Here is a 24,985-nt window from a genome sequence, read left to right on the forward strand (position 1 = left end):
ATTGTTTCTTATACCCCCACCCGACGTCGGGGGGGGAGACTGTCTGGAGCCCCCCCGGGCCCTTCCCGGGCCCCCCCTCCCCCCCCCCCCGTCCCCCCCCCCCCGACAGGCGAAGACCTACACGCGCAGGTCCACCACCGAGCGCAGTTTGCCGCTGGTGGGGCTGCGGTCCAGGGACGCGCCGTCCACCGCCTCGACCGTGAGGTCGAGGAGCCGCTCGGTCACGGCCGAGCGCAGCTCGGGGTAGTCGGCCAGGAACGCCTCGCGCAGCAGCTCGGTGTCCAGCACGCCGGAGCGTTCCACGCGGACGGTGAGCCGTTCGCGGGCGTCCTGCCGGGCGAGGACGGTCTGGAGTTCGCCGCTGTAGCCGGTCCGTTCCTGCGCGATGGCCGCGAAGCGGCGGTGGTTGAGGAAGTACGTGGCCACCCGCATCACGTCCCCGGTCCTGCCGCGCAGCTCGAAGCGGGGTGCATGGCTGCCGCAGGGGCATCGGCCGTCGACCGCGCGGCCGAGGTCGCCGATCACGTAACGCCCGAGGTGCTGGCCGCGCCGGGCGTGCGTGGTGAAGACCAGACGGCCCGTCTCGCCCGGCGCCACCGGCCGGTCGGCGGCGAGGTCGAGTATCTCCATGGTGTGCAGATCGGCGTGGAGGTGGTGCACGCCGCCGGTGCTCTCGGCGCACTGGTAGCCGAGCGGGCCCAGGTCGGTGCTGCCGTACGTGATGGACCGGACGACCTCGATGCCGAAGGCGTCCCGCAGGGTGCGCTGCTGTGCGTCGGTGAAGTGCTCGCCGCCGTAGAACACCTTGCGTATGCCGCCGTACTCGCGCAGCGCGTCCGCCTCCTCGTGCAGCAGTTGCCACAGGTAGGAGGGCATACCGAAGAGGGTGTCCGCCTTGTGGTCGATCAGCGCCTGGGCCGTGGCCCGGTGGTCGGGGCCGGCCGAGAGCGGCAGTTGGACGCCGCCGAGGCGCTCCAGGATGGAGAAGAAGCTGATGAAGCTGCCGTACATACCGCCGCAGTAGAAGAGGTTGGCGGTGCGGTCGCCCATCGGGTCGTAGCCCGCTGCGAGCAGACCGCGGGCGGCGGCGTGCATCTGGGTGTCGTAGTCGTCGTAGCTGAACAGGGAGAGCGCCGGGGCGCCGGTGCTGCCGCCGCTGCGGAAGTACAGCTCGGCGTCGGCCCTGGCGACATGGCGGTTGAACTCCTGGACCTCCTCCTTGCCGGTCAGCGGGCCGCTGGGCGGCGGCAGGACGACCGGCCGGGCCAGGTCGTCCAGACAGGCGGTGGTGGCGAACCGGGCGTCGGCCTGGACCGCGACGCGGCGGCTGTAGCGCTGGAGCGCGTACACGCCGTCGTGCGGCTCGCCCGAGTAGCCGCTGAGCATGGCGCCGACGGGCGTGACGCGGGTGACGCCCGCGGCGAAGGCGGCGCGGGAGAGTTCGGCGGTGTCGGTCGGACTCGCCGCGATGCCCGCGGTCTGCAGGTACCGGCGCATGGGGCGCAGGGCGCCGATCAGCTTCTTGCGCGGCAGCGGCTTGACCCACACACTGCGGTGCAGCGGCGAGGCGGTGAGGGCGGACCGGGTGTCGGCCATGACCCGCCAGGAGCCGTCGGGGGCGGCGAACACCCGGGTCAGACCGAGGTGTTCCTCAAGGCGGGCGACGAGCTCGGTGGTGGTCAGCTCGGCCTGCTCGGCGATGCCGGGGCCGCCGTCGGGGCCGGGCACGGCGGCGGGCCGGGCTGCCAGTACGTCCGCGAAGCGCTCGGCGAAGGCGAAGACGTCCTGCTCGTCCTCGGTGTCGAGGTAGACCACCTGGGGGCTGGAGCAGGCCTGCTGCTCGTACAGGCACACGTCGGCCGCCAGCGCCTCCAGCGTCGAGGGCTCGTGCCAGGCGTCGCGGGTGAGGTAGGCGAAGGAGATGCGGTGTCCCCACTCCACCAGGCGGCAGCCGGGGGGCACGTGGGCGGCGACCCCTTCCACGGCGCTCTCGCCGCCCCAGACGGCGACCGCGTCGGCGGGCGCGCACATCAGCTCCAGCCACTCCTTGCGGGAGGAGGAGAAGCGCAGCACGATGACGCGGGCGGCGAGGGCGCCGGTGGTGTCGAGCGCGGCGAGCTCGGCCAGCAGGTGCTGGGTGAGCAGGGTGTCGGCGCTGCTGGTCTTGAGGATGTTGACGTTCCCGGCGAGCAGGCCCTCGACGATGCTGAGCGGGGCGACGGTGGCCGCGTTGCCCGGCGCGATATGGGCGACCAGGCCGACCGGCGCCCAGGCCTCGTACACCGTCTCGCGGGCGTCGGGCCGGTTCAGCCGTCCCGGGGCGGTACCGCCGAGTTCGCGGCGCAGCTTGCGGGTGAGCTCGGTCCGGCTGAGGTAGGTGCCCAGCTCGCCGAGGACGGCGGGGTCCTCGCCCTCGGGCAGATGCCCCGCGAGCCGGTTCCGTACCGGGTTCCGCCCATCGCGCAGGGCCGTGGCGAGCGCGTCGCAGGCGGCAAGGACCGTCTCGGTCTCCAGCGGGCTCGCGAGCGCCTCCTCGACGGCGGCGGGCAGCGCGGCGAGGCGCCGCCCGGCCTCCTCGTCCCCGATGAACGCGCCCTGCCAGTAGTGGTGTTGGTCCGCCCGGTCCATGGTCTGCACGGTCACGACATGCCCTTCATCAGTTCGGCGGCGGCCACCGCGCAGCTCTTGTTGCGGCTCACTCCGGCGCGTCCGTGGACGGTGAACCAGTCGGTGCCCAGCTCGCACGCGCACTCGTCGCCGGGGTGCAGCGAGGCGAGGTCGCCCATGACGACGCTCTGCGCCGGTACGGAGGTGATGTACGGGGAGACGAGGTGCAGGTAACCGGTCTCGCCGTACGGCAGGGGCTCCAGGGTGCTGGTGGAGAGGATGGCGACGCGGGACCAGACGGGGGCGTGCAGCCGGTGGTGGTCACACTCGATGTACGGGATGCAGTGCTCAACGGAGCCGAAGGTGTCGCGGATGCGGTCGCCGGGGATGCCGAGCTGCTCGGTGACGCGGGCGTACAGCTCGTCCTTGCCGATGCGCCGGTCGGCGTGCCCCTTCCAGCCGCCGCCCAGGACGACCAGGGAGCCTTCGGGCAGGCGCAGGGGCGGCAGCCCCATGGCGCGCATCCGCTCCAGGGTGAAGTAGAGGAAGGCGGGGAAGCCGAGGATGCGGACCGGGGCGCCGTCGTTCTCGAAGCGGCGCAGCGCGGCGACGCAGCCGAACGGGTCGAACTCGTGGCCGTTGCCGGTGTTGCGCAGCGCGTACTCGACGGTGCGGGCCGGGGCGAAGTCGCAGAGGTAGTTGTCGGTGAAGGCGGTGCCGAGGTTGAGGGCGGGGGCCGGTTCGTAGCTGTAGAGGAGGTAGTTGACCTCCTGGTCGGGGGTGATCCAGCCGTTGCGCTCGAAGATGCGGGCGACCATGCGCTGGGCGGAGCGGATGGTCCAGCGGTCGAAGAACATCTGCGACTTCTGGCCGGTGGTGCCGGAGGAGGTCAGGTGCAGGTCGACGTCCTCGCGCGGGATGGACAGCACTTCGTGGCGCTTGAAGAAGTTGGCGTGCACCAGCGGGGCCCGGTACGGCTGCGCGGGCGGCGCCGCCTCGTACAGCGAGCGGAAGAACGGGGAGCGTTCGGCGTGCCAGGCGTTGGTCTCCGCCATGGCCGCGGCGAACAGCTCGTCCTCGGCGGGCCCGCAGGCGTACGGGTCGGTCAGGTCGCACAGTTCCTGCACATGGGGCAGGAGGGCGGGGTCGGGGACGCCGACCGGGGCGAGATGGGGGTTCATGAGGCAACCTCTAGTGTGGGCAGGTAGGTCGACGCCCAGGCCGACAGGTAACAGTCCAGATAGGGCTGGAGGGGCGGCTCGACGACGACGCCGCGGAAGTCGATCTGCTCGGTGGTGCGCGAGAGCACGACGTAGTCGTGGAAGCCGTCGCCGTCCGCGCGCATCGCCGGGTAGAGCGCGCCCGCGACGAACCCCTGGGCCAGGAACGCCGAGAGCGCCTGGTGGTGTGCGAGCGGCACCAGCGCCTCCACATAGCCCGCCCCGGCCCGGGTCAGGGTCCGGGTGACGGGTTCGAGGTGGGCGGCGGCAGCAGCGGGGTCGGGGTGGGCGGTCAGGAGCGAGCAGTAGCCGCCGGTGCGGTTGAAGTACGCGTAGACCTCGAACCGGCCGTCGTCGGGGGTGAGCAGCACGTTGGGCGTGTGCAGCGGGTAGAACCAGCCGGCGGTGCCGGGGAAGCGCTCGCGGAAGCGGCGGCGCACGAAGGCGGGCGCCTCGATCATCTCAAGGCGCTCGACGGGCCCGCGCCCGGCCGCCGGGAGCGGGCCGGTGGCGCGGACGTCCCCGTAGCTGACGCCCAGACAGCTCTCCACGGCCTTCAGGAGCGGCAGCAGCGGGGCGGGCACCTCGGTCACCGGCACGCGGCGCTCCAGCACACCGGCCGAGTGACGCGCGTAGAGTGCGAGGCTCTCGCGGCTGCTCAGATCCACGGCGTTGGGCAGGACGCCCAACGGGCGGAAGCCGTTGCGGGCGACGACGCGCTGGGGTCCGGCGCTGACCGTACGGACCGTCGCGTACACCGAGTCCAGGCGCCCGCTGTCCAGCATCCCGGCGCACAGCGCCTCGGTGAGTGTGGCGGCCAGACCGCCGGAGCGGTGGTCGGGGTGCACGGCGAGGCCTTCGAGGCGGCCGATCCGGCTGCCCGGCTCGCCGTGGATGGCGGCCGACGCGGCCAGGGCGCCGGTGTCCGGGCAGCGGGCCACCAGCCACAGGGAGTCGGGGTCCTGGATGAGCCGGGCCATCTCGGCCGGGTCGGTGCCGAGCCCGGCCGGGTAGTGGGGCCCGTAGACGGCGTAGTAGAGCTGGCGCAGCTCGGCGATGTCGGCGCCGGTGGCCGGTGCGACACGGGCGCTCATCGCTCGCCTCCGACGGGCTCGGGGGTACGGTCGGCGACGGGTCCGGCCGGACTCGCCCCGCTTTCCCGCGAGTTACGGGAGCCCAGCAGGGCCAGGGCAGCGGCGGCCGGCAGCAGACCGGCGGCCTGCACCAGGCACAGCGTCTGCGCCGAGAGGTGGTCCCCCGCCAGGCCGAACAGCAGCGAGGCCACCGGGAAGGAGGCGCCCAGGACCGCCTGCATCACCGCGAAGAAGCCGGGCTTGTCGGCGGCGGGCACCAGCCGCTGGAACAGGGCCACGAAGCGGACCCCGATCACCCCCACGCTCCAGCCGGCCACGACCAGGCACCCCGCGAAGACCAGTCGCCCCGCGACGAGGCCCGGCAGCGCGAGGGCGAACGCCATCAGCGCCAGGCAGTAGGCGCCGGTGACGGTGGGCCGCCCCGGCACCCGGGCGCCGGTGAACGAGCCGATGAGCGTGCCGCACCCCAGGGACGCCTCCAGGAGGGCCACGGTGGAGCCGCCGTCGCCGAGGACGGTCCGGGTGTAGAGCGGGATGACGACGAAGACGGCGGTGGTGAAGAGGTTGGCCGCGGTGAAGCAGATCAGGATCCGCCGTACGTACGGGAGTCCGCCGAGGATGCCGCGGAGCGTGCGCCGCTCGGGCGCGGCCGTCGCGTCGGCTTCGCCGTCGGCGCCGGGTGCGGCGGTACGGAAGCGGACGCCCGCGACGAGCAGCGCCGCGGCGAGGTAGGCGGCCCCGCAGCCCGCGCCGAGCCCGGCCACGCCCGCACGGTCGACGGTCACGGCGCCGAGCAGCGCCCCGCCGAGACCGGCCAGGGACTGGGTGGACAGCTCGAAGCCGGTGGCTGTCTCGATGTCCTCGTCGTCGACGAGTTCGGGCACCGAGGTGGTCAGACAGGGGTCGAAGAAGGCCTGGCAGGTGGCCAGGGCGAGAGTCGCGGCATAGACGGCGGGCAGCGGCAGACCGCTCGTCCACGCCCAGAGGGCCAGGGCGACGGCGACGGCCCCGGCCACCGCGGCGGCCGTGCGCAGCACGGAGCGGTGGGCGGTGCGGGCGACGACGCGGGCCACCACCGGGGCGAGGGCCACGGCGGGCAGGGTGCTGACGGCCATGAAGAGGCCGGAGGCCAGGCCCCGGCCGCCGTCGACCGCGTAGGCCACCAGCCACCAGGAGACGCCGACTTGGAACATGCGGACCGCGGCCTGGGTCAGGACCTGGCTCAGCCACACGGCGCCGAAGGCGCGGTTGCGCAGGACGAGCGGCCGGCGGCGGCCCTCCTCCACGAGGGGGGCGCTCATGCGGTCGGCCTCTCGTCCAGGACGCGGACGAGCTTGCCCGAGCGCGGGTTGACGGCGAGGTCGCGGTGGCGCGCCCACTCGACGGAGAGCGGGTGCACGAATCCGGTGCTCACACTGTCCGGATACAGCGGCCGGGCGCTCTCCAGCTCGGTGACGACGGCCTTGGCGAGCAGTTCGAGGGCGGCCGGGTCGTCGTCGCCCGGGGCCGTGGCGAGCCGCAGCACCAGCCCGTCGCGGCCCTCCCAGCGGCGCACGACCAGCTGCATGCCGACGATGCGGCCCTCGGTGTCCGCCTCGGCGACGGCGTCCTGCGCGTCCTGCGAGTACAGGGAGACCGGTCCCACCCGGACGCCCTCCTCGGCGCGGCCGAGGATACGGAAGTGGCCGAGCTCGGTGTCGCTCCACTCGGCGCGGTCGCCCGCGGGATAGCGGATGACGGGCATCAGACGGCGGAACAGGCTGGTCACCACGACCCTGCCGGGCCGTCCGGGCTCGGTGATGGGCTCCCCCGTGGTGTCGTCGAGGATCTCGACGATGGAGTGCGGGGTGAAGGCGCGGTGCACCCGGGTGTCGGGGCCGGGCACGGGGCGGCCGAGCAGCCCCGCGTCGACGCTGGCGTAACCGACCGAACGGATCGCCGCGTTGGGGAACGTGGCGGCCAGCAGCCGCCGCTGGTCGGCGAAGAGGGCCTCGCCGCCGAAGAGGACCAGCTCCACCGCGTCGAGCCGCAGGCCCGCCGCCAGGATGTGCTCGGCGAGGCGGCACAGCGTGGTGGAGGTGCCCGCCACGACCTGCGCCGCGAAGTCGCGCAGGGTCGGGACCGTCGACTCAAGCGGCGCGGCGCCGCCGATGGGCAGCCGTACGTTGTCGACGGGGGCGTGGGCGAGCGAGTCGAGGATGAAGAGGAAGCTGGCGTAGAGCTCGCCCGCGTAGAAGAGGTCCGCGACGCGGTGGCCCGGGCGCAGCCCGGTGTCCACCAGGCCCTGGCCGAAGGCGGTCACGAAGGTGCGCCACTCGTCGCGGGTGTAGACGGAGAACTTGGGCGCCCCGGTGGTGCCGCCGGTCTTGTAGACGGTCGCCTCACTGAGGGGGCCGGTCAGGACGCGGTTGTCGTCGAGGGTGTTGGCCGCCCAGAACTTCTCCTGGTCCACGACCGGCAGGTCGGTGAGGCGGTCGGCGTCCGGCGGAAGGGACGCGTAAAGGTCCTGGTAGAAGGGCGAGTTGTGACGGGCGAACCGGATGAGGTCCGAAAGCTGCTGGGCGGACATGCGGCCTTTGCCTAGGTGTACGGAACAGGGCGGGAATCACCGCGGCATGGCGAGGCCAAGTGCTTCGCCGCCTGCGGGATCGGTCGGTGTACAGGGGGTTCCCCGTGCCCCTGACTCCTTGAGGGCGCGCCAAGAACTGACGCGCGGTCACGATGATGGAACATCGGAGCGCGAATCGCAAAGTTGGCCGCACATCCACCGGTCTTAGTGGCCGAAAACAATGATTTTTGCGGGGCGCGTCGGCCCATGACGTTCCGATCGAAGGCGGCCGACCCGGATCTGGGCGCTCTTCTAAGGTTGAGGCATGCACACCGTGGCCGTCCTCGCCCTCGACGGAGTCATCCCCTTCGACCTGTCCACGCCGATCGAGGTGTTCCAGCGCACCCGGCTGCCGGACGGCCGCCCCGCCTACCGCGTCCGGGTGTGCGCGCCCGTCGAGGAGGTCGACGCCGGGTCGTTCACCCTGCGGGCCCCCTGGCGCCTCGACGCGCTGGCCGAGGCGGACACCATCGTCCTGCCGGGCTGCGCCGACCCCGCCGGACCCGTCCCGGACGACGTCCTCGACGCCCTGCGCCAGGCCGCCGCCCGCGGCACCCGGATCGCCTCCATCTGCACGGGCGCCTTCGTCCTCGCCGCCACCGGACTGCTCGATGGCCACCGCGCCACCACCCACTGGGCAGCCGCCGCGCTGCTCGCCGAACGCCATCCCGCCGTCGACGTCGACCCGGCCGTGCTCTACGTCGACAACGGGCAGCTGCTCACCTCGGCGGGCGCCGCCGCCGGGCTCGACCTGTGCCTGCACATGGTCCGCCGCGATCTGGGCTCGGCGGTGGCGGCCGACGCGGCGCGGCTGTCCGTGATGCCGCTGGAACGCGAGGGCGGGCAGGCCCAGTTCATCGTCACCGAGCGTCCGCCCGCCCCGCGCGGCTCGACGATGGAACCGCTGCTGCGCTGGATGGAGGAGAACGCCGGCGACGACCTCACCCTGGACGATCTCGCCGCGCGCGCCGGGACGAGCGCCCGCACCCTCCACAGGCGCTTCCGCGAGCAGACCGGCACCTCCCCGCTGCAATGGCTGCACCGGGCCCGGATCCGCCAGGCCCAACACCTCCTGGAGACCACCGACCACCCCGTCGACCGCATCGCCCTCCAGGTCGGCTTCGGCTCCCCCACCGCGTTCCGGGACCGCTTCAAACGCCTCATCGGCACCAGCCCGCACGCGTATCGGCGCAACTTCCAGGGGGTGTGATCCAGCGCGCGGAGAGTCGCCGGGGCGAAGAGCATGTCCGACTCCCGGGCGAGCCGAGCCGCGCCGGGTCGATGCGCGGGAACAGCCGGCGCGGCAGCGGCATCACGCCGTAACCGCCCGCCGGAGAGGCGTCCGGCGGGCGGTTACGGCGTCACGTATGACAGGTGGTCAGCACTCCCGCAGACCGGGGGCCGGGTCCTGGCCCGTGCTCACGTCCACGGCGGGCACATTGCCCCAGGCGCCGTTGTCGAGCTGCGTCCAGTACCAGATGTCGTTCTGGCCCTGGTGCGGGTCGCCGTGGCCCCAGCACTGGAACCAGCTGAAGGTGCCGACCAGCGTGCCGCGGGTCGCCGAGCGGTACGAGCGGTCCGCATAGCCCTTCGCGCCCGCCTTGTTGCCGCAGTGCAGCCGGCCGTCCGAGCGCACCCCGCACTCGGCGGCCGGCTTGGCGGGCTTGGCCGGGGCGGCGGCCACGGCGGGGACGGCGGTGGTGAGTCCGGCCGCCAGAATGGTGGCGGACGCCATCAGGGCGAGCTTGTCGCGTGCGTTCATGGTGTGCGTGCTCCTTGTTCGCGTCGTACGAGTCCTGCGCGTCTTACGTGCCTTACGCGTCCCGCGGCTCGGGGATCGGCTCTCGCGAGAGGTGGGGGTGCCTTCGCCGCTGGTCGGGACGGGTTCGAGCCTGGCCGCCGCCCTGGGCCGCTGTCGAGGAGGCGGGCGTCGCCCGTCCGGACGTGAAACGGGAAACACCCAGGGAAACAGCACCGGTTCCAGAGCTGCCTGACCCGGCGTCAGGCTGTTGGCCCACAGACACGCACGTACGGCAACCCCGGCAGCAGCCGGTCCCAGCGGCGGGGGCCCGTGTCGCCAAGCAGTCGGCAGACCTCGGCGTCGCGCGCCCGCAGGTCCGTCGACCACAGCCGGACCGTCCCGTCATTGCTGCTGCTGGCCAGCGTCCCCGGCCGTCCGGGAGCGAACACCACGCCCCACACGGCACCGGCGTGTCCGCTCAGGGCGGCGACGAGGTGTCCCGAAGCGGGCTGCCACAGTCGTACGGTCCGGTCGCTGCCGCTGCTGGCGAGCACCGCGCCGTCCGGGCTGAAGGCCACCGCGCGCACCGAACCGCTGTGCCCGGTGAGCGAGCGGAGCGGGGCGGCGCTCCGGGTGTCCCAGAGGCGGAGCGTCCCGTCGTTGCCGCCGCTGGCCAGGGTGCGGCCGTCGGGCGAGTACGCCACGCCGCGCACCGAGCCGGTGTGGCCGCGCAGGACCGTGCGCACCGCGTGCCCGGCCGGATCCCACAGACGGACCGTCAGGTCGTCGCTGCCGGTGGCGAGGGTGCGCCCGTCCGGGCTGAAGGCGACCGCGTTGACGAAGTCCGTATGGCCGCTCAGGACCGCTCGCCGAGCGCCGTCGGCCGCGCGCCACAGCCGGACCGTGCGGTCGGCGCTCCCGGACGCCAGCGTGCGCCCGTCCGGGGAGAACGCGACGGCGAACACCGAACCGGCATGTCCGGTCAGCGTGGTGAGGAGCCGGCTCCGGGCCACGTCCCAGAGCCGGACCGTGCGGTCGGCGCCCGCGGAGGCCAGCAGCCGGCCGTCGGGCGAGAAGGCGACGGCGAACACCGAACCGTCGTGCCCGGTGAGCGGCGGGAGCGGGCGGCGGCGGGCCACGTCCCACAGCCGGACCGTGTGGTCCGCCGCCGCGGCGGCCAGCAGACGGCCGTCCGGTGAGAAGGCCGACTGCCACTCCTCGGTGAACGGCCGTGCGACCAGCGCCGGACCGCCCGGGTTCCACAGCACCACCGACTGGTCGAACCCGCCGGTCGCGAGGCGCCCCTCGGGGCCCGCCGCGATGGACAGCACGTAGTCGGTGTGGCCCGGGAGCACCGCCGCGAGGCGGCGTTTCACCGGGTCCCACAGCCGGACCGTGCCGTCGCCGCCGGCGCTGGCGAGGGTGTCCCCGCTGCGGCTGAAGACCACGGCGTTCACATCGTCGCCGTGTCCGGTGAGGACCGCGCGCGCCGCGCCGTCGGCGGTGTCCCACAGACGTACGGTGCGGTCGGCGCTGCCGGACGCCAGGGTGCGGCCGTCCGGGGCGAAGGCCAGTCCGAGCACCTGGTCGGTGTGGCCGGTGAGCACGGCCTCCGTACGCCCGTCGGCCGCGTCCCACAGCCGTACCGTACGGTCGGCGCCCGCCGAGGCGACGGTCCGGCCGTCGGGGGCGTAGGCGACCGCCATCACCGCGTCGTCGTGGCCGGTGAGCACTCCGCGCGGGGTGCCGTCCGGCACGCTCCACAGCCGTACCGTGCGATCGAGGCCGCCCGAGACGAGGCCGCGCCCGTCGGGGGCGAAGGCGACCGACCGTACGGCTCCCCGGTGGCCGGTCAGGATCGCGGTCATCCGATGCGAGGGCATCTCCCACAGGCGTACGGACCCGTCCGTGCCGGCGGTCGCCAGCCGGTGGCCGTCGGGCGCGAAGGCCACGGCCGTGACGGGGCCGTCGTATCCGGTGAGCGTGGCCGCCTCACGGTGGTGGACGGTGTCCCAGATCCGTACCGTGGCGTCCGATCCGGCCGAGGCGAGCAGACCCCCGTCGGGGCTGAACGCCACGCCGTTGACGGCTCCCTGATGACCCGTCAGTCGCCCGTCGAAGTACTGGGCCTGGGTGCTGAGCAGGGCCCCGCGCGACTCGGGGGTGGAGGCCGACCGATAGGCGGCGGCCGCCAGCAGCATGGACGCCTCCGGCCGCCCTTCGGCGAGCGCCTCCGACCGTACCGCCATGGCCTGCGACTGGGCGATGCGGCGCTGCCGGTACGCGTCGGAGCGCTGGCGGAAGGCCACGGTGCCCGTTGCGACGGCGACGGCCAGCAGGGCGGCGAGCGCGCCGAGCAGGGCGCGGCGGACCCGGACGTGGCGGCGCGCCGCCCGTCGGCCGCGCTCCTCCTCGGCGAGGCAGGCCGCCACGAACGCGGCTTCCCGCGGGCCCAGCCGGTCCCCGCTCCCGGGCCGCCGGTCCCAGTCGCGGACCGCGTCGAGCCGCGCGCCCCGGTACAGCAGCCCGGGGTCGTGCGCCGCGCGCGCCCACTCGACAGCGGTGTCCGCGAGCTGCTGGCGCTGCACGAGGGCGGCGCGGTCGCTCTCGATCCAGCCGTGCAGCCGGGGCCAGGCGTGCAGCAGCGCTTCGTGGGTGATCTCCACGGTCTGGGCGCCCGCCGTGACCAGCCGCGCCCGCACGAACGCGTCGAGGGCGCGGGCGGTGGCCGGCGGATCCGCCGACTGGCCGGGAATCAGGGCGCGTTCTAGCGGTCTGCGGGTCTGGGCGGCGGAGCCTTCGCCGACCTGCACCAGGCGTACGAGCAGGTGGCGCGCCATCCGCTGCTCGGCCGGATCGAGGCGGGTGAACACGGACTCGGCGGTGCGGGCCACCGCTCCGTGGATGCCGCCGGTCGTCTCGTACCCCGCGACCGTCAGTGTGCGGCCCGAGCGCTGCTGCCAGGTCGCGAGCAGGGCGTGGCCGAGCAGCGGCAGCGACCCCGGGGAGGCGGCGGGGCCGGAGCGCAGGTCCCGCAGCAGCAGCTCGGCCAGGCCCGGCTCCAGGGCGAGACCGGCCCGCTCGGTGGGGCCGGCGATGGCGGCGCGCAGCTCGGCGCCGGACATCGGCGCGAGCGCGAACAGGCCGTGCGTGAACGCCTCGGCCAGTTCCGGGTGTTCGAGGCAGTGCCCGAAGAAGTCGGCGCGCACGCCCAGGACTACGGCCGCTTCGGCCGGAACCGCGGCTCCCGCCGGGGCCCGCGCCCCGGGCGGCGGCTCGGCGCCCGTCGCCAGTGTGTGCAGGACGGCGACGAAGGCGCGGCGTTCGCGCTCGTCGGCGCAGAGGGTGAAGACCTCCTCGAACTGGTCGACCACGAGCACGAGTCCGGGGTGTCCATGGGCGTCACGGGCCGCGTCCAGCAGGGCGCGCGGCCGTTCGGCCAGCGCCTCGGGGGTGAGGCCGTCGCCCGCGCGGCCGAGCAGGTCCGCGGTGCAGCGCACCAGTTCCTTGAGCGGGCGCGCGGTCGGGGTGCACACCAGGGCGGGCCACGCGGCGGACCCGGCGACCGGGAGCGCGCCGCGCCGCAGTGCGGGCAGCAGCCCGGCCTGGAGCAGTGAGGACTTCCCCGCGCCCGAGGGCGCGACCACGGCCAGCGGACCGTGGCCCACACGCTCGGCGAGCCGGCCCACCAGCTCCGCCGTGGCGCCGTCCCTGCCGAAGAACCACTCGGCGTCCTGCGGCCCGTAGGCGGCGAGTCCTCGGTAGGGGCACCGCGCCCCGTCCGGATCGGCCTCGCCGGAGCGGGCCGGGGGGATGCCGACGGCGGCGGGTGTCTTCGGTACGAGCCGGGTCAGGCCCCCGCCCGCGTCGAGGACGGCGTCGCAGCGCCGGGCGACGTCGAGCGTCGGGGGCTTCCCGCCGTTCTCGATCTTGCTGAGGTAGCCCTTGCTGTAGTGGACCGAGCGGGCGAGCTCGGTGAGGGACATCCCGCGCAGGCTCCTCAGCCGCCGTAGCTCGGCTGCGAACTCACTGGCCATCTCGTCGTTCGTCGGCACGATCCGTACCTTTCCGTGACCGACGGGACGTAAGCCTCGAAAGCGCGAGGAGTGCCGGGAGCGGACTTCGCGGCCGTACGGAATGCGAAATTCGAAAGGGGAAAACGTCCGCCGCGAAACCGATGGACCACGGGGCGACCGACCGGCGGCCGGGTCGTTTCGCCCGGCCGCCGGAGGGCATCGTCGTTTTCTCGCAGATTACTCCTTACCGCCAGTAGTGGTCGGGCCGGGTTCCGCACGGCCATTGGATGGCTTTCGCACCGGCGTTATGGCTTCCGCCTTCCACCGCCAGGCACTGGCCACTGTTGTGGTTCACGAAGCGGTAGGTGCCGCCACCGGTGGAATCGAACCTCCAGAAGTGGTCGTACCGGGTTCCGCACTGCCACTGGATGACCTGGACGCCGTTCCGCCGGCTGCCGCCGGGGACGGCCAGACACTGCCCCGACCCGTTGTTCACGAGGTGGATGAACGTCTCCGCCGCCGTGAGGTCGAGCTTGGGGTCCGGCGCCGCCCGGACGGCGTCCTTCGCCTTCGCCACGCCGGTACGCGCATGGTCCGGCGCGGGGGACACGGCACCCGCCGTCGGCGCCGCCAGGAACAGGGCGCCCAGCGTGGCAAGGGCCACGGCGGCCCTTCTCCAGATAGCATGATTCCCCTCTCGATTGAGGATCACCCAAGCTGACAGTCAGTCAACTCCCAACAACTCGCGCAGCGCATGGGAGAGTTCTTCGGCGTGATACGCGCAATCCCCCTTTGGCCAGAAACACATGAATCCCGCAAGCCGGCGTGACCGAATCCCCTTGCAGCGAACAGTGCATTCCTGAATAGCTTTTCGGTCACCCGGGAAATGACCCGAACCGGCGCCCGGCCTGACCGGCCCTTTTCCCCGACGGGCGTGCCCACGTGGCGGGGCTCCGGTGCGGGCGTTCCACTGGAGGGGCGGAAGCGGCGGACCGCACGGCAAGGTCGGCGCATCGCACGACAAGGGAGAGCACCTGCCATGGCGGACACTCATCATGTGCTGCTGATCTCGTTCACCGATCCGTCGCGGTGCCGGGCGGCGTACGAGGAAGCCGTCTCCCTGCCGGGGCTGCGCCAGGCGGCGGTCCTTGAGAGGTCCGCCGAGGGCCTGCTCGACGTGCCCGACAACCATGTACGCGGCGCCGGTGTGCCCACAGTGGGCGGCGGCGTGGTGGGCGGGCTCGTGGGACTGCTCGGCGGACCGATCGGCGTGCTGCTCGGCAGCGCGGCCGGGGCCGCCCTCGCCAACGCCGCCGAGAACCGCCGGCTCATCGAGGACGGCGCGGGCCTGATCATGCTGAGCAGCCGGGTCGAGGACGGCGCGGCCATGCTCGTCCTGGACCTCCACGAGGCGTCGCCGGAGCCCGCAGACGAGCTGGCCCGGCGCCACGGCAGCGCATTGCAGCGCCTGACGGCCAGGGAATTCGCCGCGCAGGTCGATGCCGCCGAACGCGCGGCGGAGGAGACCGACGCTTCCTGACACCGTCCCGCCGGGCCGCGCCGCCCCTTACAACGCCTCGGCCGTCTCGGGCAGTTTCGGCCCCAGGACGGCCGGTGCCCGCCAGGTGTACGCGCCGGGGTCAAAGCGGCTCAGCCGGCGCACCAGCCGCCCGGTGGACCAGGGCCAGGCGAAGGTGTTGCGCCCGCTGGGCGCGAGGTAGTAGCTGGTGCAGCCTCCGGTGTCGTAGACGGTGCTCGCCAGCGCTGCCTGCACCGCCGTGTTGTACCAGGCCTGTGCGGCGGGCCGGACGTCCAGGGCGGCGTGGCCGGTGCGCCGGAGATGGGTGAGAGCGGCGGTGAGGTAGGTCAGCTGGGCTTCGAGGACGCTGATCGCGGAGGTGGAGCCGCCGAGCAGATTGGGCCCGAGGAGCAGGAAGAGGTTGGGGAAGCCGCTGACGCTGCTGCCCAGGTAGGCCTGCGGTTCACCGGCCCAGGCCGCTCGCAGCGTACGGCCGTCGGCATCGCACAGGCTCTCGGCCAGCGGCAGTTCACCGACCCGGAAGCCGGTGGCCGTGACGAGGACGTCGGCCTCGGCCACGGTGCCGTCGGCGCCGACGACCGCCTTCTCGCGCACGGCCGCCACGGCGGTGGGGTGGAGGTGGACGTGCGGCCGGGACAGGGCTTGGTAGTAGGTACTGGAGGTCAGCAGGCGTTTGCAGCCCAGTCGGTAGTCCGGCGTGAGCGCTTGGCGGGTGCTCCGGTCGCGGACCGCGAGGCGCAGGTGTGCCCTGGCCCCCGCCTCGACCAGCCGGGCGAGTTCCGGGTGGCGGAAGGCGCAGCCCAGGCCCTCCTGGAGGCCGTACTGCCCGGCGCGCAGGGCCTTGCGGGCGCCGGGCACGCGGTCCAGGCACCAGTTGAACGCCGCCGGGAGTTGCACGTCGGGCTTGGGCAGCACCCAGGGGGCGGTCCGCTGGAAGAGCCGTACCTCCGCCGCACGGGACACGATCTCGGGCACGAGCTGGACCGCGGAGGCGCCGCTGCCGACCACGGCCACGCGGCGGCCGGTGAGGTCGACCTCGTGGTCCCAGCGGGCGGTGTGGAGCACCGGTCCGGCGAAGTCCTCGATGCCGGGCACCTCCAGCGGGCGCGGCACATGCCACGGCCCGGTGGCCAGGACCAGCACCGCCGCGCTGTAGGAGCCGTCGCTGGTCTCCAGGCGCCAGCGCGCGGCCGCCGGGTCCCAGCGGGCCCCCAGCACCCGCACCCCGCAGCGCAGCACCTCGCCGAGCCCGTACCGCTCGGCCGTCGAGCGCAGATAGGCGTGGATCTCCGACTGCCCGGCGAACACCCTCGTCCAGGCGGTGTCCGGGGCGAACGAGTAGCTGTAGAGCGTGGAGGGCACGTCGCAGGCGCAACCCGGATAGGTGTTCTCCCGCCAGGTGCCGCCGAGTTGGGGCGCCTTCTCAAGGACGATCACCTCGCGGAACCCCGCCTGCCGCAGCCGGATGGCGGCACCGATGCCGGAGAACCCCGCTCCGACGACCACCACGTGCGCGTCCCTGCCGGGACGGGAAGCCTGCGCGGGGATCACCGCGCGAATCCGGCGGACCCGGCGGTGTACGCGAGGACGCCGGTTCCCCGCCCGCTCTTGCGGCAGCCGGATCCGAGCGGGGACCTGCGGGCGGGCGGTGACGCCACGACGGTGCGGGCGAACACCGTCGAACCCTGGCCACGGGCCACACAGTGGGGCGGGGAGGCCTCTCTGCTCGTGCGGGTCACGGTGGTGTGCTGCGCACCTCGTGGCATCGATGGGCCTTCCCATACGGCGATCGGACCGTGCCACCGTCTCGTACCGTCCGAGCGGCCCGGCAGAGCGCGAAGACGGGCGCCCTGCGCGCGTGGTCCGATGAAAAGCGCCCCCGTACGCCCCGCTCCTTCGCCGGGCGGCGGGCCGCTCAGTCCTGGCCGAGCTCCGCCGTCAGGGCGTCGAGGTTCTCCAGCCGCCCGGGCGACTCGGTGAGCAGCGGCACGGTCGCGACCAGGATCAGCTCGGTCACCGCGATCTCGTGGGTGAGCGGGGCGATGGGGCCCGCCGCGTCGCGGGGCAGCCGCAGCAGCACCTCGGCGTGTGCGGCCAGCGGGGACTCCCAGGCGTCGGTGACCAGCACGAGCCGCGTCCCGCGCGCCCGGGCCGCGCGCACGAACCGCGCGGTGGTGTCGCTGTAGCGGCGGAAGTCGTACGCGACGAGCAGGTCGCCCGGGCCCAGGTCGAGCAGCACCCGGGCCCGCTCGGCCGCCCCGTCCGGCACCCGGCGCACGCCCGGGCGCAGGCTGGCGAGCTGGCGGACCAGATAGTCGGCGGCGAGTTCACTCAGGGGGCCGCCCATCCCCCACACCCCGCGCGCCTGGGAGAGCAGCGCGGCGATCCGGGCGAGCAAGGGTTCACCGGCCGCGGCGATGGTGGCGTCGAGCCCGGCCCTGAGCTGCTCGGCGGCCCGGCGCGGGCCGTCGGGGGCGGTGGCCACGAACTCGCGCAGCCGGGAGCGGTCGTGCTCGCGGCCCTCGGCCCGGACCGCGGCCTGGAAGTCGGCGAAGCCGGACCAGCCGAGCCGGGCGAAGAGCCGGGAGGCGGTCGGCGGACTGACCTTCGCCCGGTCCGCGAGGGAGCGCAGCGAGCCCAGGGCGGCGAACGGATAGTCGTCGAGCAGCACCCGCACGATGGCCTGCTCCCCGCGCGGCAGCTCCGGATAGACCGCCCCGAGCCGGGCCGCCACCTCGTCGTCGTTCGCCATGCCACTCCCCGCCGCCATCGCCGGTGATGAAACGATTGTTTCGCATGTATGGAAACTCTCGGGTTACAGTAACATTCGTGACCATAGACGAGCGCCCCTCCGCCACCACCACCTCCGTACGGACCCGCCCCTGGCGCGGCCTCATCGACGGCTACCGTGCATGGCTGCCCATCACGGACACCACACCCGTCATCTCGCTCCACGAGGGCAACACGCCACTCGTCCCGGCCACCCATCTGTCGGCGCTCACCGGCTGCGACGTGTGGCTGAAGGTGGAGGGCGCCAACCCCACCGGCTCCTTCAAGGACCGCGGCATGACGGTCGCGGTCAGCAAGGCCGTCGAGGCGGGCGCGCGTACGGTGGTGTGCGCCTCGACCGGCAACACCAGCGCCTCGGCCGCCGCGTACGCGGCCCGCGCGGGCATCGGCGCCGCCGTCCTGGTCCCCCGGGGCCACATCGCCCTCGGCAAGCTCGCCCAGGCGGTCCGCTACGGCGCCGAGATCGTCGAGGTGACCGGCTCCTTCGACGACTGTCTGCGCATCGCCCGCGAGCTGGCCGAGCACCACCCGGTCGCGCTGGTGAACTCGGTCAACGACCACCGCCTGGCGGGCCAGCAGACCGTCGCGTTCGAGGTCGTGGACGCGCTGGGCAACGCGCCGGACATCCACTGCCTGCCGGTCGGCAACGCCGGGAACATCACGGCCGCCTGGCGCGGCTACGACGCGTACGGCAGCGCGGGAATCGCCACCCGCAGGCCCCGGCTGTGGGGCTTCCAGGCGGCGGGCGCGGCGCCGCTGGTGCACGGCGAGGTGGTGGCCGAGCCGGAGACGGTGGCCACCGCGATCCGCATCGGCAACCCCGCCTCGTGGCGGGGCGCGATCGCGGCGCGCGACAGCTCCGGCGGCCTGATCGGCGCCGTCACCGACGAGCAGATCCTCGACGCGTACCGGCTCGTCGCACGCCACGAGGGTGTCTTCGTCGAGCCCGCGTCGGCGGCCGGCATCGCGGGACTGCTCGCCGAGCACCGCGCGGGCCGCCTCGACGCCGGGCAGCGCGTGGTGGTCACGGTCACCGGCAACGGCCTCAAGGACCCGGACGCCTCGATGCGCGGCGGTTACGAGTCCACCACGTCCTCGGCCCGCACGGCGGACGTGGCCCGGGCGCTGCACCTGACGTCCTGACGCCCCGGCCGGGCGCGACACCTTCACCCAGGGGAACCACTGTTGAGGAGCAGGCCCGTCCTCGGTGAGGATGTCCGGCATGCGACGTCTCGTGGTCATCGACGCCCCGTCCAACCTCGGCCTGCGCCCGCCCCGCCCCGGGCACGGTCCCCGGCCGCTACAAACTCGCCGGTGCGATGCGGGAGTTCGGCATCGTGCGGCGGCTCGGGGCGCACGAGGGCGGGGTGGTCGTGCCGCCGCGCTACGACCTCGGCGACTGGCAGGAGGGCGACGGCGTCTTCAACGCCGCCGCCATCGCCTCCTACACCCGTAGACTCGCCGACCGCGTCGAACACCACCTCCGGACCGGCGGCTTCCCCGTCGTGCTCGGCGGGGACTGCTCCATCCAGCTCGGCGCCTCGCTGGCACTGCGCCGCACCGGCCGGTACGGGATCGTCGTGATCGACGGCTCCGCGGACTTCCGCCACCCGGGCAACTCCGACCGGATCGGCGCGGCCGGCGGCGAGGAGCTGGCCCTGGCCACCGGGCGCGGCCAGGCCGACCTGACCGATCTGGAAGGGCTGCGCCCGTACGTACGCGACGAGGACGTCCGGGTCCTGGGGATGCGGGACGACGACGAGGACCGGGCGGAGTTCGCCGAACTGAAGATCCCGACGGCGACGGTCGGGGAGATCCGGCAGTGGGGCCCGGCCGAGATCGGCGCATCGGTGCGCCAGTCGCTGGAGACGGCGGCGCTCGACGGGTTCTGGGTGCATCTGGACGCCGATGTCCTCGACCCGGGCGTGATGCCCGCCGTCGACAGCCCCGACCCCGGCGGGCTGCTGCCCGACGAACTCGCCGTGCTCCTGGAAGCCTTGGTGCGGTCGGAGCGGTGTGTGGGCTTCAACCTCACGATCTACGACCCGGATCTCGACCCGGACGGCACCGCGGGCCGCCTCCTCGCGGACCTGGTCGTGGACGCCCTCGGTCCCCGTTCCTGAGCGGCGGTGCGGGCGGCCCGCACACGCGCCGCCCGCCCGCTCACTCCGCTCCGGTCACGAAGGCGAGGATCTCCGGCCCCGCCTCCTTCAGGCTCGCGAAGTGGCGGTGCACCCCGTCCACCGCGACGGGCGCGTTCACCCCCCATACCGTCATGCCCGCGCGCAGCCCGGACAGCACCCCGGAGGGCGCGTCCTCGACCACCAGACAGTTCTCCGGCAGCGCGCCGAACCGCTCGGCCGCGAGCAGATAGGGCACCGGCGACGGCTTGCCCTCCGTCACCGCGGCGGCGTCCACCAGGACCTCCGGCACCGGCAGCCCGGTCCGGGCGAACCGTCCGCGCACCCGGTGCACGTAGTTCGACGTCACCAGACCCCAGGAGCCCGGCGGCAGGGCGGAAAGCAGCTCCGCCGCTCCTGCGAAGGCGGCGTACACACCGGAGCGGACGTCTTCGTCCTCCAGCTCGTGGAGCGCGGCCAGGCACTCGTGCGGATCGCGGTCCGGGGCCACACTCGCGAAGGTCTCCAGGGGCCGGGTCCGCAGCGCCACCCGGTACACCTCGTCGGGATCCAGGCCATACCGCTCCGCCCATGTCCGCCATACCCGGCGCTGGTTGTCGACAGCGTCGATCAACGTACCGTCGACGTCGAACAGAACGTGCTTGGCCACCGCGGTGGCATCGACGGTATCCATAAGAGTGCTGGTCACACCGCGATCATCGCACCACCCCGACGAGTGAACGGGCGCCCCGGGCGCCATCGCGGCGCGGCCCGTAGACTCGGCGGATGGCCAAGTACTTCGATGTCCACCCCGACAATCCGCAGCGGCGCACCATCAGCACGGTGACGGACAGCATCCGGTCCGGCGCGCTCGTGGCGTACCCGACGGACTCCTGCTACGCCCTGGGGTGCCAGCTCGGCAACCGTGACGGCATCGACCGGATCCGGGCGATCCGGCAGCTCGACGACCGTCACCACTTCACCCTGGTGTGCGAGACGTTCGCGCAGCTCGGCCAGTTCGTACAGATCGACAACGATGTGTTCCGCGCGATCAAGTCGGCGACGCCGGGCAGCTACACCTTCATCCTCCCCGCGACCAGGGAGGTGCCGCGCCAGCTGCTGCACCCCAAGAAGAAGACCGTGGGGGTGCGCATCCCCGACCACACCGTCACACAGGCCCTGCTGGCCGACCTGGGTGAGCCGCTGCTCTCCAGCACCCTGCTCCTGCCCGACGAGGCCGAGCCGATGACGCAGGGGTGGGAGATCAAGGAGCGCCTCGACCACGTGGTGGACGCCGTGATCGACTCGGGCGACTGCGGCACCGAGCCGACCACCGTCATCGACTTCTCCGGCGGCGAGGCCGAGATCGTACGGCGTGGGGCGGGCGACACCTCGCGCTTCGAGTAGCGGGCGCCAGACACACCTCGCCCCGGACACACCTCGGCGGCGGTCAGTCCAGGTCGTAGTGGTACTGGCCCGCCTTGAAGTCCGCGAAGAGCGTGTACTCCACGTCGCTGTGCACGGCGGCGGGCCCGGCAGTCGCGGTGTCTTTCTCGACCGGCTCCAGGTTGACCAGTGCGTACTCGGTGTACCCGTCGAAGTCGCCGGGCCCGTCCGCCACACCGACGTGGATGGGGGTGTCGTCCGGCAGCCCCTGGAGTGCTTCGCGCAGGCGCGCCGCGGTCCACACCCGGGGGTTGTGCTCAAAGGTGTCTGTCATGGGCCCGAGGCTAGCGGCGCCGACGGGCCCCGCCGCGTAACCGCGCCGGGGGCCGGGTCAACCTGAGGGCTCGAAGGACGGGGGGACCGCAGGTGGTCAGGAGACCGTCCCCGGGGTGTCCCGCAGGGTGACGTTGGCGTGGCTCTCCTGGAAGCTCTGGTCCGAAACGAGGGTCAGCCGGGCCGTGGACTGGAACTCCGGCAGGGTGGTGGAGCCGCAGGAGACCATCGTGGTCTTGAGCTTGGCCACGGTCAGGGCGAGGCCTTCGTTGAGGTCGCCCGCGTAGGGGACGTAGCCGTCCACGCCTTCCTCGAAGACCAGACCCTGGCCTCCCTGGCCGTAGCGCTGCCAGTTGCGGGCCCGGTTCGAGCCCTCACCCCAGTACTCCTTCACGAAGCCGTCACGGGTGGGCAGCTTCGCGCCGGCCGCCTGGTCGAAGCGGGCGAAGTAGCGCCCCATCATGACGAAGTCGGCCCCCATCGCCAGCGCCAGGGCCACGTGGTAGTCGTGCACCAGCCCACCGTCGGAGCAGATCGGCACGTACTCGCCGGTGCGTTCGCGGAAGGCGTCCCGGGCCGCCGCGACGTCCAGCACGGCGCTGGCCTGGCCGCGGCCGATGCCCTTCTGGTCCCGGGTGATGCAGATGGAGCCGCCGCCCACCCCGACCTTGACGAAGTCCGCTCCCGCCTCGGCGAGAAAGGTGAACGCCTCCCCGTCGACCACGTTGCCGCCGCCGACCGGGATCTCCGGATAGTGCTTCTTCACCCACGACAGAGCCTGCGCCTGCCAGTCGCTGTAGCCGTCGGACGAGTCGAAGCACAACGCGTCCGCGCCCGCCTCCAGCAGGGCCGGGACGCGCTCCTGGTAGTCGTGGGTGTTGATACCCGCACCCACCCGCAGACGCTTGGCGGCGTCCACGACCTGATTCGGGAAGCGCTTGTTGTCCGCGTAGTCGGAACGGAACACCAGATGCTGGAGGTGACCCTCGGTGTCCAGCACCGGGAGGCAGTCCAGCCGTTCGTCCCACAGCCGCGCGTTGGCTTCGGAAAGCGTGATGTCGGCCCCGGCATGGGCCAGGTCGGCGACAGCGGTCATCCGGCCGCTGACCGGTCCGTCCAGATCATGGCGCTGGGGATGGAAGTCCCGGGAGGTCACCAGGCCGAGCAGGCGGCCGGTGGCGGTCCCGTCGTGGGTGACCGCGGCGGTGCTGTGGCCGGTGCGGCGCATGACGTCGACCAGGAGGCCGAGGGTGTCGTCCGGGCGGACGTTGGTGTCGCTGGTGACGAACCCGGCCTTGAAGTTCTTCACCTGGCGGACCGCCGCGGCCTGGTCCCGGATCGGCTGGTTGTGGTGCAGGAAGCTGAAACCACCGTTTCGCGCGAGCGCGATCGCGAGTTCGGGTGTGCTGACGGCCTGCATGATCGCGGACGTGAACGGGGACTGCAGCTCGATCGCCGACGCCTCGCCCGCGATGTGCCGCACCAGGGGCGTGCGCAGATCGACCGTCGCGGCCGAGCAGTCGGTCCGCGTCCGGTTCGGCAAGAGCAGAAACTCGTTGAACGTCCGTGAGACCTCGGCGATGATCTGTGCCACTCGTTCCTCCTGACCCGTCGGCCGGGGCCCGACTGCCCCGCCGTGAGGACCGCCCCCGTATCGCAGGGCCCGGGCAGGCAGAGATCAGCACGGCAGTCGTGGAGGTGCCACCAACCGCGGCAGAGCCCTGACCGGCCCGTGGATCGAACGGGGAGCGGTCGTGACCTGGCACCTTATCGATCAACTCACCGCAGCACGAATCGTGACGGGCCGGTGGCCGGGGGCACCTGGGCGATCGTCGCCGGGAGTTGGGTCGCGGTGGCCGTGGTCCTGGTGAACCTCGCCGTCACAAAGTGGTTGCCGTCCATCGTGACGGTCAGCTCGCTCGCCCGGGTGGACTGGAGCCTGCCGTCCACCGCCCAGTAGTCGATCCTGTGGCCCGCTCTGGGAACGGCGGTCACGGTGACCTGGTCGCCCTTGTCGAACAGGCCGGTCGCGGCGGGGGTGACGGTGCCGTGCTCGGGGCTGTCCGGGGCGGCGGTGAGCGCGTACCGGGCCGCCGGGGCCGTAGTGGCGGACGGCGTGCGGTAGTTGGCGAGAACGGGGCCGGTGAGGTTCATCACGCGGACGCAGTCGGCGGGGTCGGGCCGGCCCAGCGGCACGCCCCGGGGCGCGTTCTCGTACGTCTGGCGGGGATTGGAGAACCACAGCTTCGTCTCGCACTTGTTCTCGTCGGCGCACGCCATGGTGTACCCCATGATGTCCGTCCAGCTGCGGTCGGCGGGCAGATAGCCGTGGTTGTCGGGGTAGTACGGGTTGAGGTTGCCGCGCCGGTAGTTCTCCTCGGCGGGGTCGACGGGGTCGGTGTTGTAGTCGTGGTTGAGGCCGAAGTTGTGCCCGATCTCGTGCGCCAGGTGGTAGGTGCCGAGGGTGTCGACCTGCTGGGCGCCGAAGGCCGCGCCATCGCTGCCGGCCGAGGGGGCGGCGCCGGGGACGATCCGGGGCAGAGAGGGGGAGTTGGCCGTGCCGACGGTGTAGAGGGCGCCGGGTTCGGGGGTGAACTGGGTGAGCACATGCAGCAGGTCCGCGCCCTGCTCGTCCCGTTGGCGGCGCGCGTCGGCGGCGAACGCGCCGGAGTAGCGCGGGCTGTTGGGGGCCGACAGGGCGGTGGTCATGCCGTCGGTGTCGCCGTCGTCGCCCGTCCACTCCTTCGTGGTGAACGTGCCCAGCAGGTTGAGCCGGGCGGTGACGGTGCTGTCGGAGTAGGCGGCGTTGGTCCCGGCGACGGCGGCCTTCACCTTCAGGTCGAGCGCCTCCACGCCACCCTTGGTGTTGCGGACCGTGTGCGGGGTGTAGCCGATGAGCAGGTCGATGACGGGTGCCGTGATGGCGGCACGCGGCTGCGCATGCCGCTCCTGCCGCGCGGACCGGGGTGCGCGGGGGCCCTGCGGGGCCTCGACCCGTACGACGTCGTCGTACAGGGACGTCGTACGGGCGAAGCGCAGCTCGCGCACCGTGGAAGTCCCCGGCCGGTCGGCGTCGATCACATACCGCTTGCTGCCCAGGTGCACCTCCCCGGCCACCCTCGGCGCGCCCTGTCCGCACGCCCCGTCGATGGCGAGGCTGACGGGCCGGTCGGGGCGGCCCACGAGGTGTCCGGTCCACAGCACGGTCCCCTGCCGGTCCCGCGCGATGTGCGAGGCGACCGCCTCCATCCGGGCGTCGTCGAAGAACCGGAAGGTGCGGCGGTCGGGCGCGGCGCCCCGGCGGGTGCCGCAGAGGGCCCGGAAGCTTCCCTCGGCCCACTCCACACTGCTCGTCCGCGCCGCCCCGGGCGTCGGGTCCGAGGGCCCTGCGGCGGCAGCCGTCGCGGCCGGGGTGAGGAGCACGGCGGCTGCGAGCACGCCGCGGAACAGACGTCGGGAACGGGGCACGGCGTTCTCCTGGGATGTCGTCGACGGGCAACAGCCCCAGGCTGGCGCCCGGCGGACACCCC

General features: G+C 73.3%; 18 protein-coding genes and 1 pseudogene. 5 read left to right on the forward strand and 14 right to left on the reverse strand.

Going from position 1 to position 24,985, the window contains the following annotated elements; translation table 11 throughout:
* Positions 1-117 precede the first annotated feature (117 nt).
* The 5 genes from ACZ499_RS26625 to ACZ499_RS26645 are packed head-to-tail and all read right to left on the reverse strand — an operon-like array spanning position 118 to position 7,490.
* Entirely contained in the window at positions 118-2,643 is a 2,526-nt protein-coding gene (locus ACZ499_RS26625; protein ID WP_468678578.1) for an acyl-CoA reductase, read from the reverse strand.
* Positions 2,640-3,788, reverse strand: coding sequence for a LuxE/PaaK family acyltransferase (locus ACZ499_RS26630; RefSeq protein WP_468402271.1), 1,149 nt, complete (start codon positions 3,786-3,788; stop codon positions 2,640-2,642). Before ACZ499_RS26630 ends, ACZ499_RS26625 begins: the two co-directional genes overlap by 4 nt.
* A complete protein-coding gene (locus ACZ499_RS26635; RefSeq protein ID WP_468678580.1) occupies positions 3,785-4,921 on the reverse strand; it encodes a GNAT family N-acetyltransferase in 1,137 nt (378 codons plus the stop codon). Before ACZ499_RS26635 ends, ACZ499_RS26630 begins: the two co-directional genes overlap by 4 nt.
* Positions 4,918-6,222, reverse strand: a complete 1,305-nt coding sequence (locus tag ACZ499_RS26640) for an MFS transporter (protein ID WP_468678582.1) — start codon at positions 6,220-6,222, stop codon at positions 4,918-4,920. Before ACZ499_RS26640 ends, ACZ499_RS26635 begins: the two co-directional genes overlap by 4 nt.
* A complete protein-coding gene (locus ACZ499_RS26645) occupies positions 6,219-7,490 on the reverse strand; it encodes a phenylacetate--CoA ligase family protein (protein WP_468678584.1) in 1,272 nt (423 codons plus the stop codon). The genes ACZ499_RS26640 and ACZ499_RS26645 overlap by 4 nt, the downstream gene beginning before the upstream one ends.
* A 304-nt stretch (positions 7,491-7,794) precedes the next feature.
* Between ACZ499_RS26645 and ACZ499_RS26650 the strand changes: the two genes are divergently transcribed.
* Positions 7,795-8,739, forward strand: a complete 945-nt coding sequence (locus tag ACZ499_RS26650; RefSeq protein ID WP_468678586.1) for a GlxA family transcriptional regulator — start codon at positions 7,795-7,797, stop codon at positions 8,737-8,739.
* 168 nt (positions 8,740-8,907) lie between these two features.
* On the opposite strand, the gene ACZ499_RS26655 is transcribed toward ACZ499_RS26650, so the two are convergent.
* The 3 genes from ACZ499_RS26655 to ACZ499_RS26665 form a co-directional block, all read right to left on the reverse strand.
* The gene (locus tag ACZ499_RS26655; RefSeq protein ID WP_468678588.1) at positions 8,908-9,291 is read right to left on the reverse strand and encodes a hypothetical protein; all 384 of its coding nucleotides are present in this window, start codon (positions 9,289-9,291) and stop codon (positions 8,908-8,910) included.
* A 239-nt stretch (positions 9,292-9,530) separates the two neighbouring features.
* The gene (locus tag ACZ499_RS26660) at positions 9,531-13,325 is read right to left on the reverse strand and encodes an nSTAND1 domain-containing NTPase (RefSeq protein WP_468678590.1); all 3,795 of its coding nucleotides are present in this window, start codon (positions 13,323-13,325) and stop codon (positions 9,531-9,533) included.
* 205 nt (positions 13,326-13,530) lie between these two features.
* The gene (locus tag ACZ499_RS26665; protein ID WP_468678592.1) at positions 13,531-13,950 is read right to left on the reverse strand and encodes an RICIN domain-containing protein; all 420 of its coding nucleotides are present in this window, start codon (positions 13,948-13,950) and stop codon (positions 13,531-13,533) included.
* 375 nt (positions 13,951-14,325) lie between these two features.
* On the opposite strand from ACZ499_RS26665, the gene ACZ499_RS26670 reads away from it, so the two are divergent.
* Positions 14,326-14,826 (forward strand): histidine kinase, encoded by a 501-nt coding sequence (locus tag ACZ499_RS26670; protein WP_468678594.1) that lies wholly within the window; start codon positions 14,326-14,328, stop codon positions 14,824-14,826.
* Positions 14,827-14,853: 27 nt separating this feature from the next.
* Here ACZ499_RS26670 and ACZ499_RS26675 read toward each other — a convergent pair whose 3' ends face one another.
* Positions 14,854-16,335 carry a flavin-containing monooxygenase gene (locus ACZ499_RS26675; protein WP_468678596.1) on the reverse strand — a complete coding sequence of 494 codons (1,482 nt, stop codon included), beginning with the start codon at positions 16,333-16,335 and terminating at the stop codon, positions 14,854-14,856.
* Positions 16,336-16,741: 406 nt separating this feature from the next.
* Complete coding sequence (locus ACZ499_RS26680) at positions 16,742-17,578, reverse strand: MurR/RpiR family transcriptional regulator (protein WP_468678598.1); 837 nt, start codon at positions 17,576-17,578, stop codon at positions 16,742-16,744.
* Between the two features lie 83 nt (positions 17,579-17,661).
* Here ACZ499_RS26680 and thrC point away from each other — a divergent pair, with 83 nt between their 5' ends.
* Together thrC and ACZ499_RS26690 are read left to right on the forward strand one after the other, a co-directional pair.
* Positions 17,662-18,759 carry a threonine synthase gene (thrC, locus tag ACZ499_RS26685; RefSeq protein WP_468678789.1) on the forward strand — a complete coding sequence of 366 codons (1,098 nt, stop codon included), beginning with the start codon at positions 17,662-17,664 and terminating at the stop codon, positions 18,757-18,759.
* A gap of 79 nt (positions 18,760-18,838) precedes the next feature.
* Positions 18,839-19,739 (forward strand): annotated as a pseudogene (locus ACZ499_RS26690) (arginase family protein).
* A 40-nt stretch (positions 19,740-19,779) separates the two neighbouring features.
* On the opposite strand, the gene ACZ499_RS26695 reads toward ACZ499_RS26690, so the two are convergent.
* Positions 19,780-20,430, reverse strand: a complete 651-nt coding sequence (locus tag ACZ499_RS26695; protein WP_468678792.1) for an HAD family hydrolase — start codon at positions 20,428-20,430, stop codon at positions 19,780-19,782.
* 92 nt (positions 20,431-20,522) lie between these two features.
* Here ACZ499_RS26695 and ACZ499_RS26700 point away from each other — a divergent pair, with 92 nt between their 5' ends.
* Positions 20,523-21,143 (forward strand): L-threonylcarbamoyladenylate synthase, encoded by a 621-nt coding sequence (locus tag ACZ499_RS26700; protein WP_385536342.1) that lies wholly within the window; start codon positions 20,523-20,525, stop codon positions 21,141-21,143.
* Between the two features lie 43 nt (positions 21,144-21,186).
* Here the strand turns inward: ACZ499_RS26700 and ACZ499_RS26705 are convergent, their stop codons facing one another.
* The 3 genes from ACZ499_RS26705 to ACZ499_RS26715 form a co-directional block, all read right to left on the reverse strand.
* On the reverse strand, positions 21,187-21,456 hold the full coding sequence (locus tag ACZ499_RS26705; protein ID WP_371656185.1) for a DUF6225 family protein: 270 nt from the start codon (positions 21,454-21,456) through the stop codon (positions 21,187-21,189).
* A gap of 96 nt (positions 21,457-21,552) precedes the next feature.
* Positions 21,553-23,049: an IMP dehydrogenase gene (locus tag ACZ499_RS26710; RefSeq protein WP_468678600.1), complete on the reverse strand. Its 1,497-nt coding sequence runs from the start codon at positions 23,047-23,049 to the stop codon at positions 21,553-21,555.
* A gap of 185 nt (positions 23,050-23,234) precedes the next feature.
* Positions 23,235-24,923, reverse strand: a complete 1,689-nt coding sequence (locus tag ACZ499_RS26715; protein ID WP_468678602.1) for a reprolysin-like metallopeptidase — start codon at positions 24,921-24,923, stop codon at positions 23,235-23,237.
* Positions 24,924-24,985 lie beyond the last annotated feature (62 nt).

This window comes from Streptomyces sp. NPDC031265, assembly GCF_055570295.1.

Bases quoted from the DNA above. Each gene is read 5' to 3' on its own strand.
- ACZ499_RS26630 (WP_468402271.1), bottom strand. From the start codon at position 3,788: ATGAACCCCCATCTCGCCCCGGTCGGCGTCCCCGACCCCGCCCTCCTG.
- ACZ499_RS26635 (WP_468678580.1), bottom strand. From the start codon at position 4,921: ATGAGCGCCCGTGTCGCACCGGCCACCGGCGCCGACATCGCCGAGCTG.
- ACZ499_RS26640 (WP_468678582.1), bottom strand. From the start codon at position 6,222: ATGAGCGCCCCCCTCGTGGAGGAGGGCCGCCGCCGGCCGCTCGTCCTG.
- ACZ499_RS26645 (WP_468678584.1), bottom strand. From the start codon at position 7,490: ATGTCCGCCCAGCAGCTTTCGGACCTCATCCGGTTCGCCCGTCACAAC.
- ACZ499_RS26650 (WP_468678586.1), top strand. From the start codon at position 7,795: ATGCACACCGTGGCCGTCCTCGCCCTCGACGGAGTCATCCCCTTCGAC.
- ACZ499_RS26655 (WP_468678588.1), bottom strand. From the start codon at position 9,291: ATGAACGCACGCGACAAGCTCGCCCTGATGGCGTCCGCCACCATTCTG.
- ACZ499_RS26670 (WP_468678594.1), top strand. From the start codon at position 14,326: ATGGCGGACACTCATCATGTGCTGCTGATCTCGTTCACCGATCCGTCG.
- ACZ499_RS26680 (WP_468678598.1), bottom strand. From the start codon at position 17,578: ATGGCGAACGACGACGAGGTGGCGGCCCGGCTCGGGGCGGTCTATCCG.
- ACZ499_RS26695 (WP_468678792.1), bottom strand. From the start codon at position 20,430: ATGGATACCGTCGATGCCACCGCGGTGGCCAAGCACGTTCTGTTCGAC.
- ACZ499_RS26700 (WP_385536342.1), top strand. From the start codon at position 20,523: ATGGCCAAGTACTTCGATGTCCACCCCGACAATCCGCAGCGGCGCACC.
- ACZ499_RS26705 (WP_371656185.1), bottom strand. From the start codon at position 21,456: ATGACAGACACCTTTGAGCACAACCCCCGGGTGTGGACCGCGGCGCGC.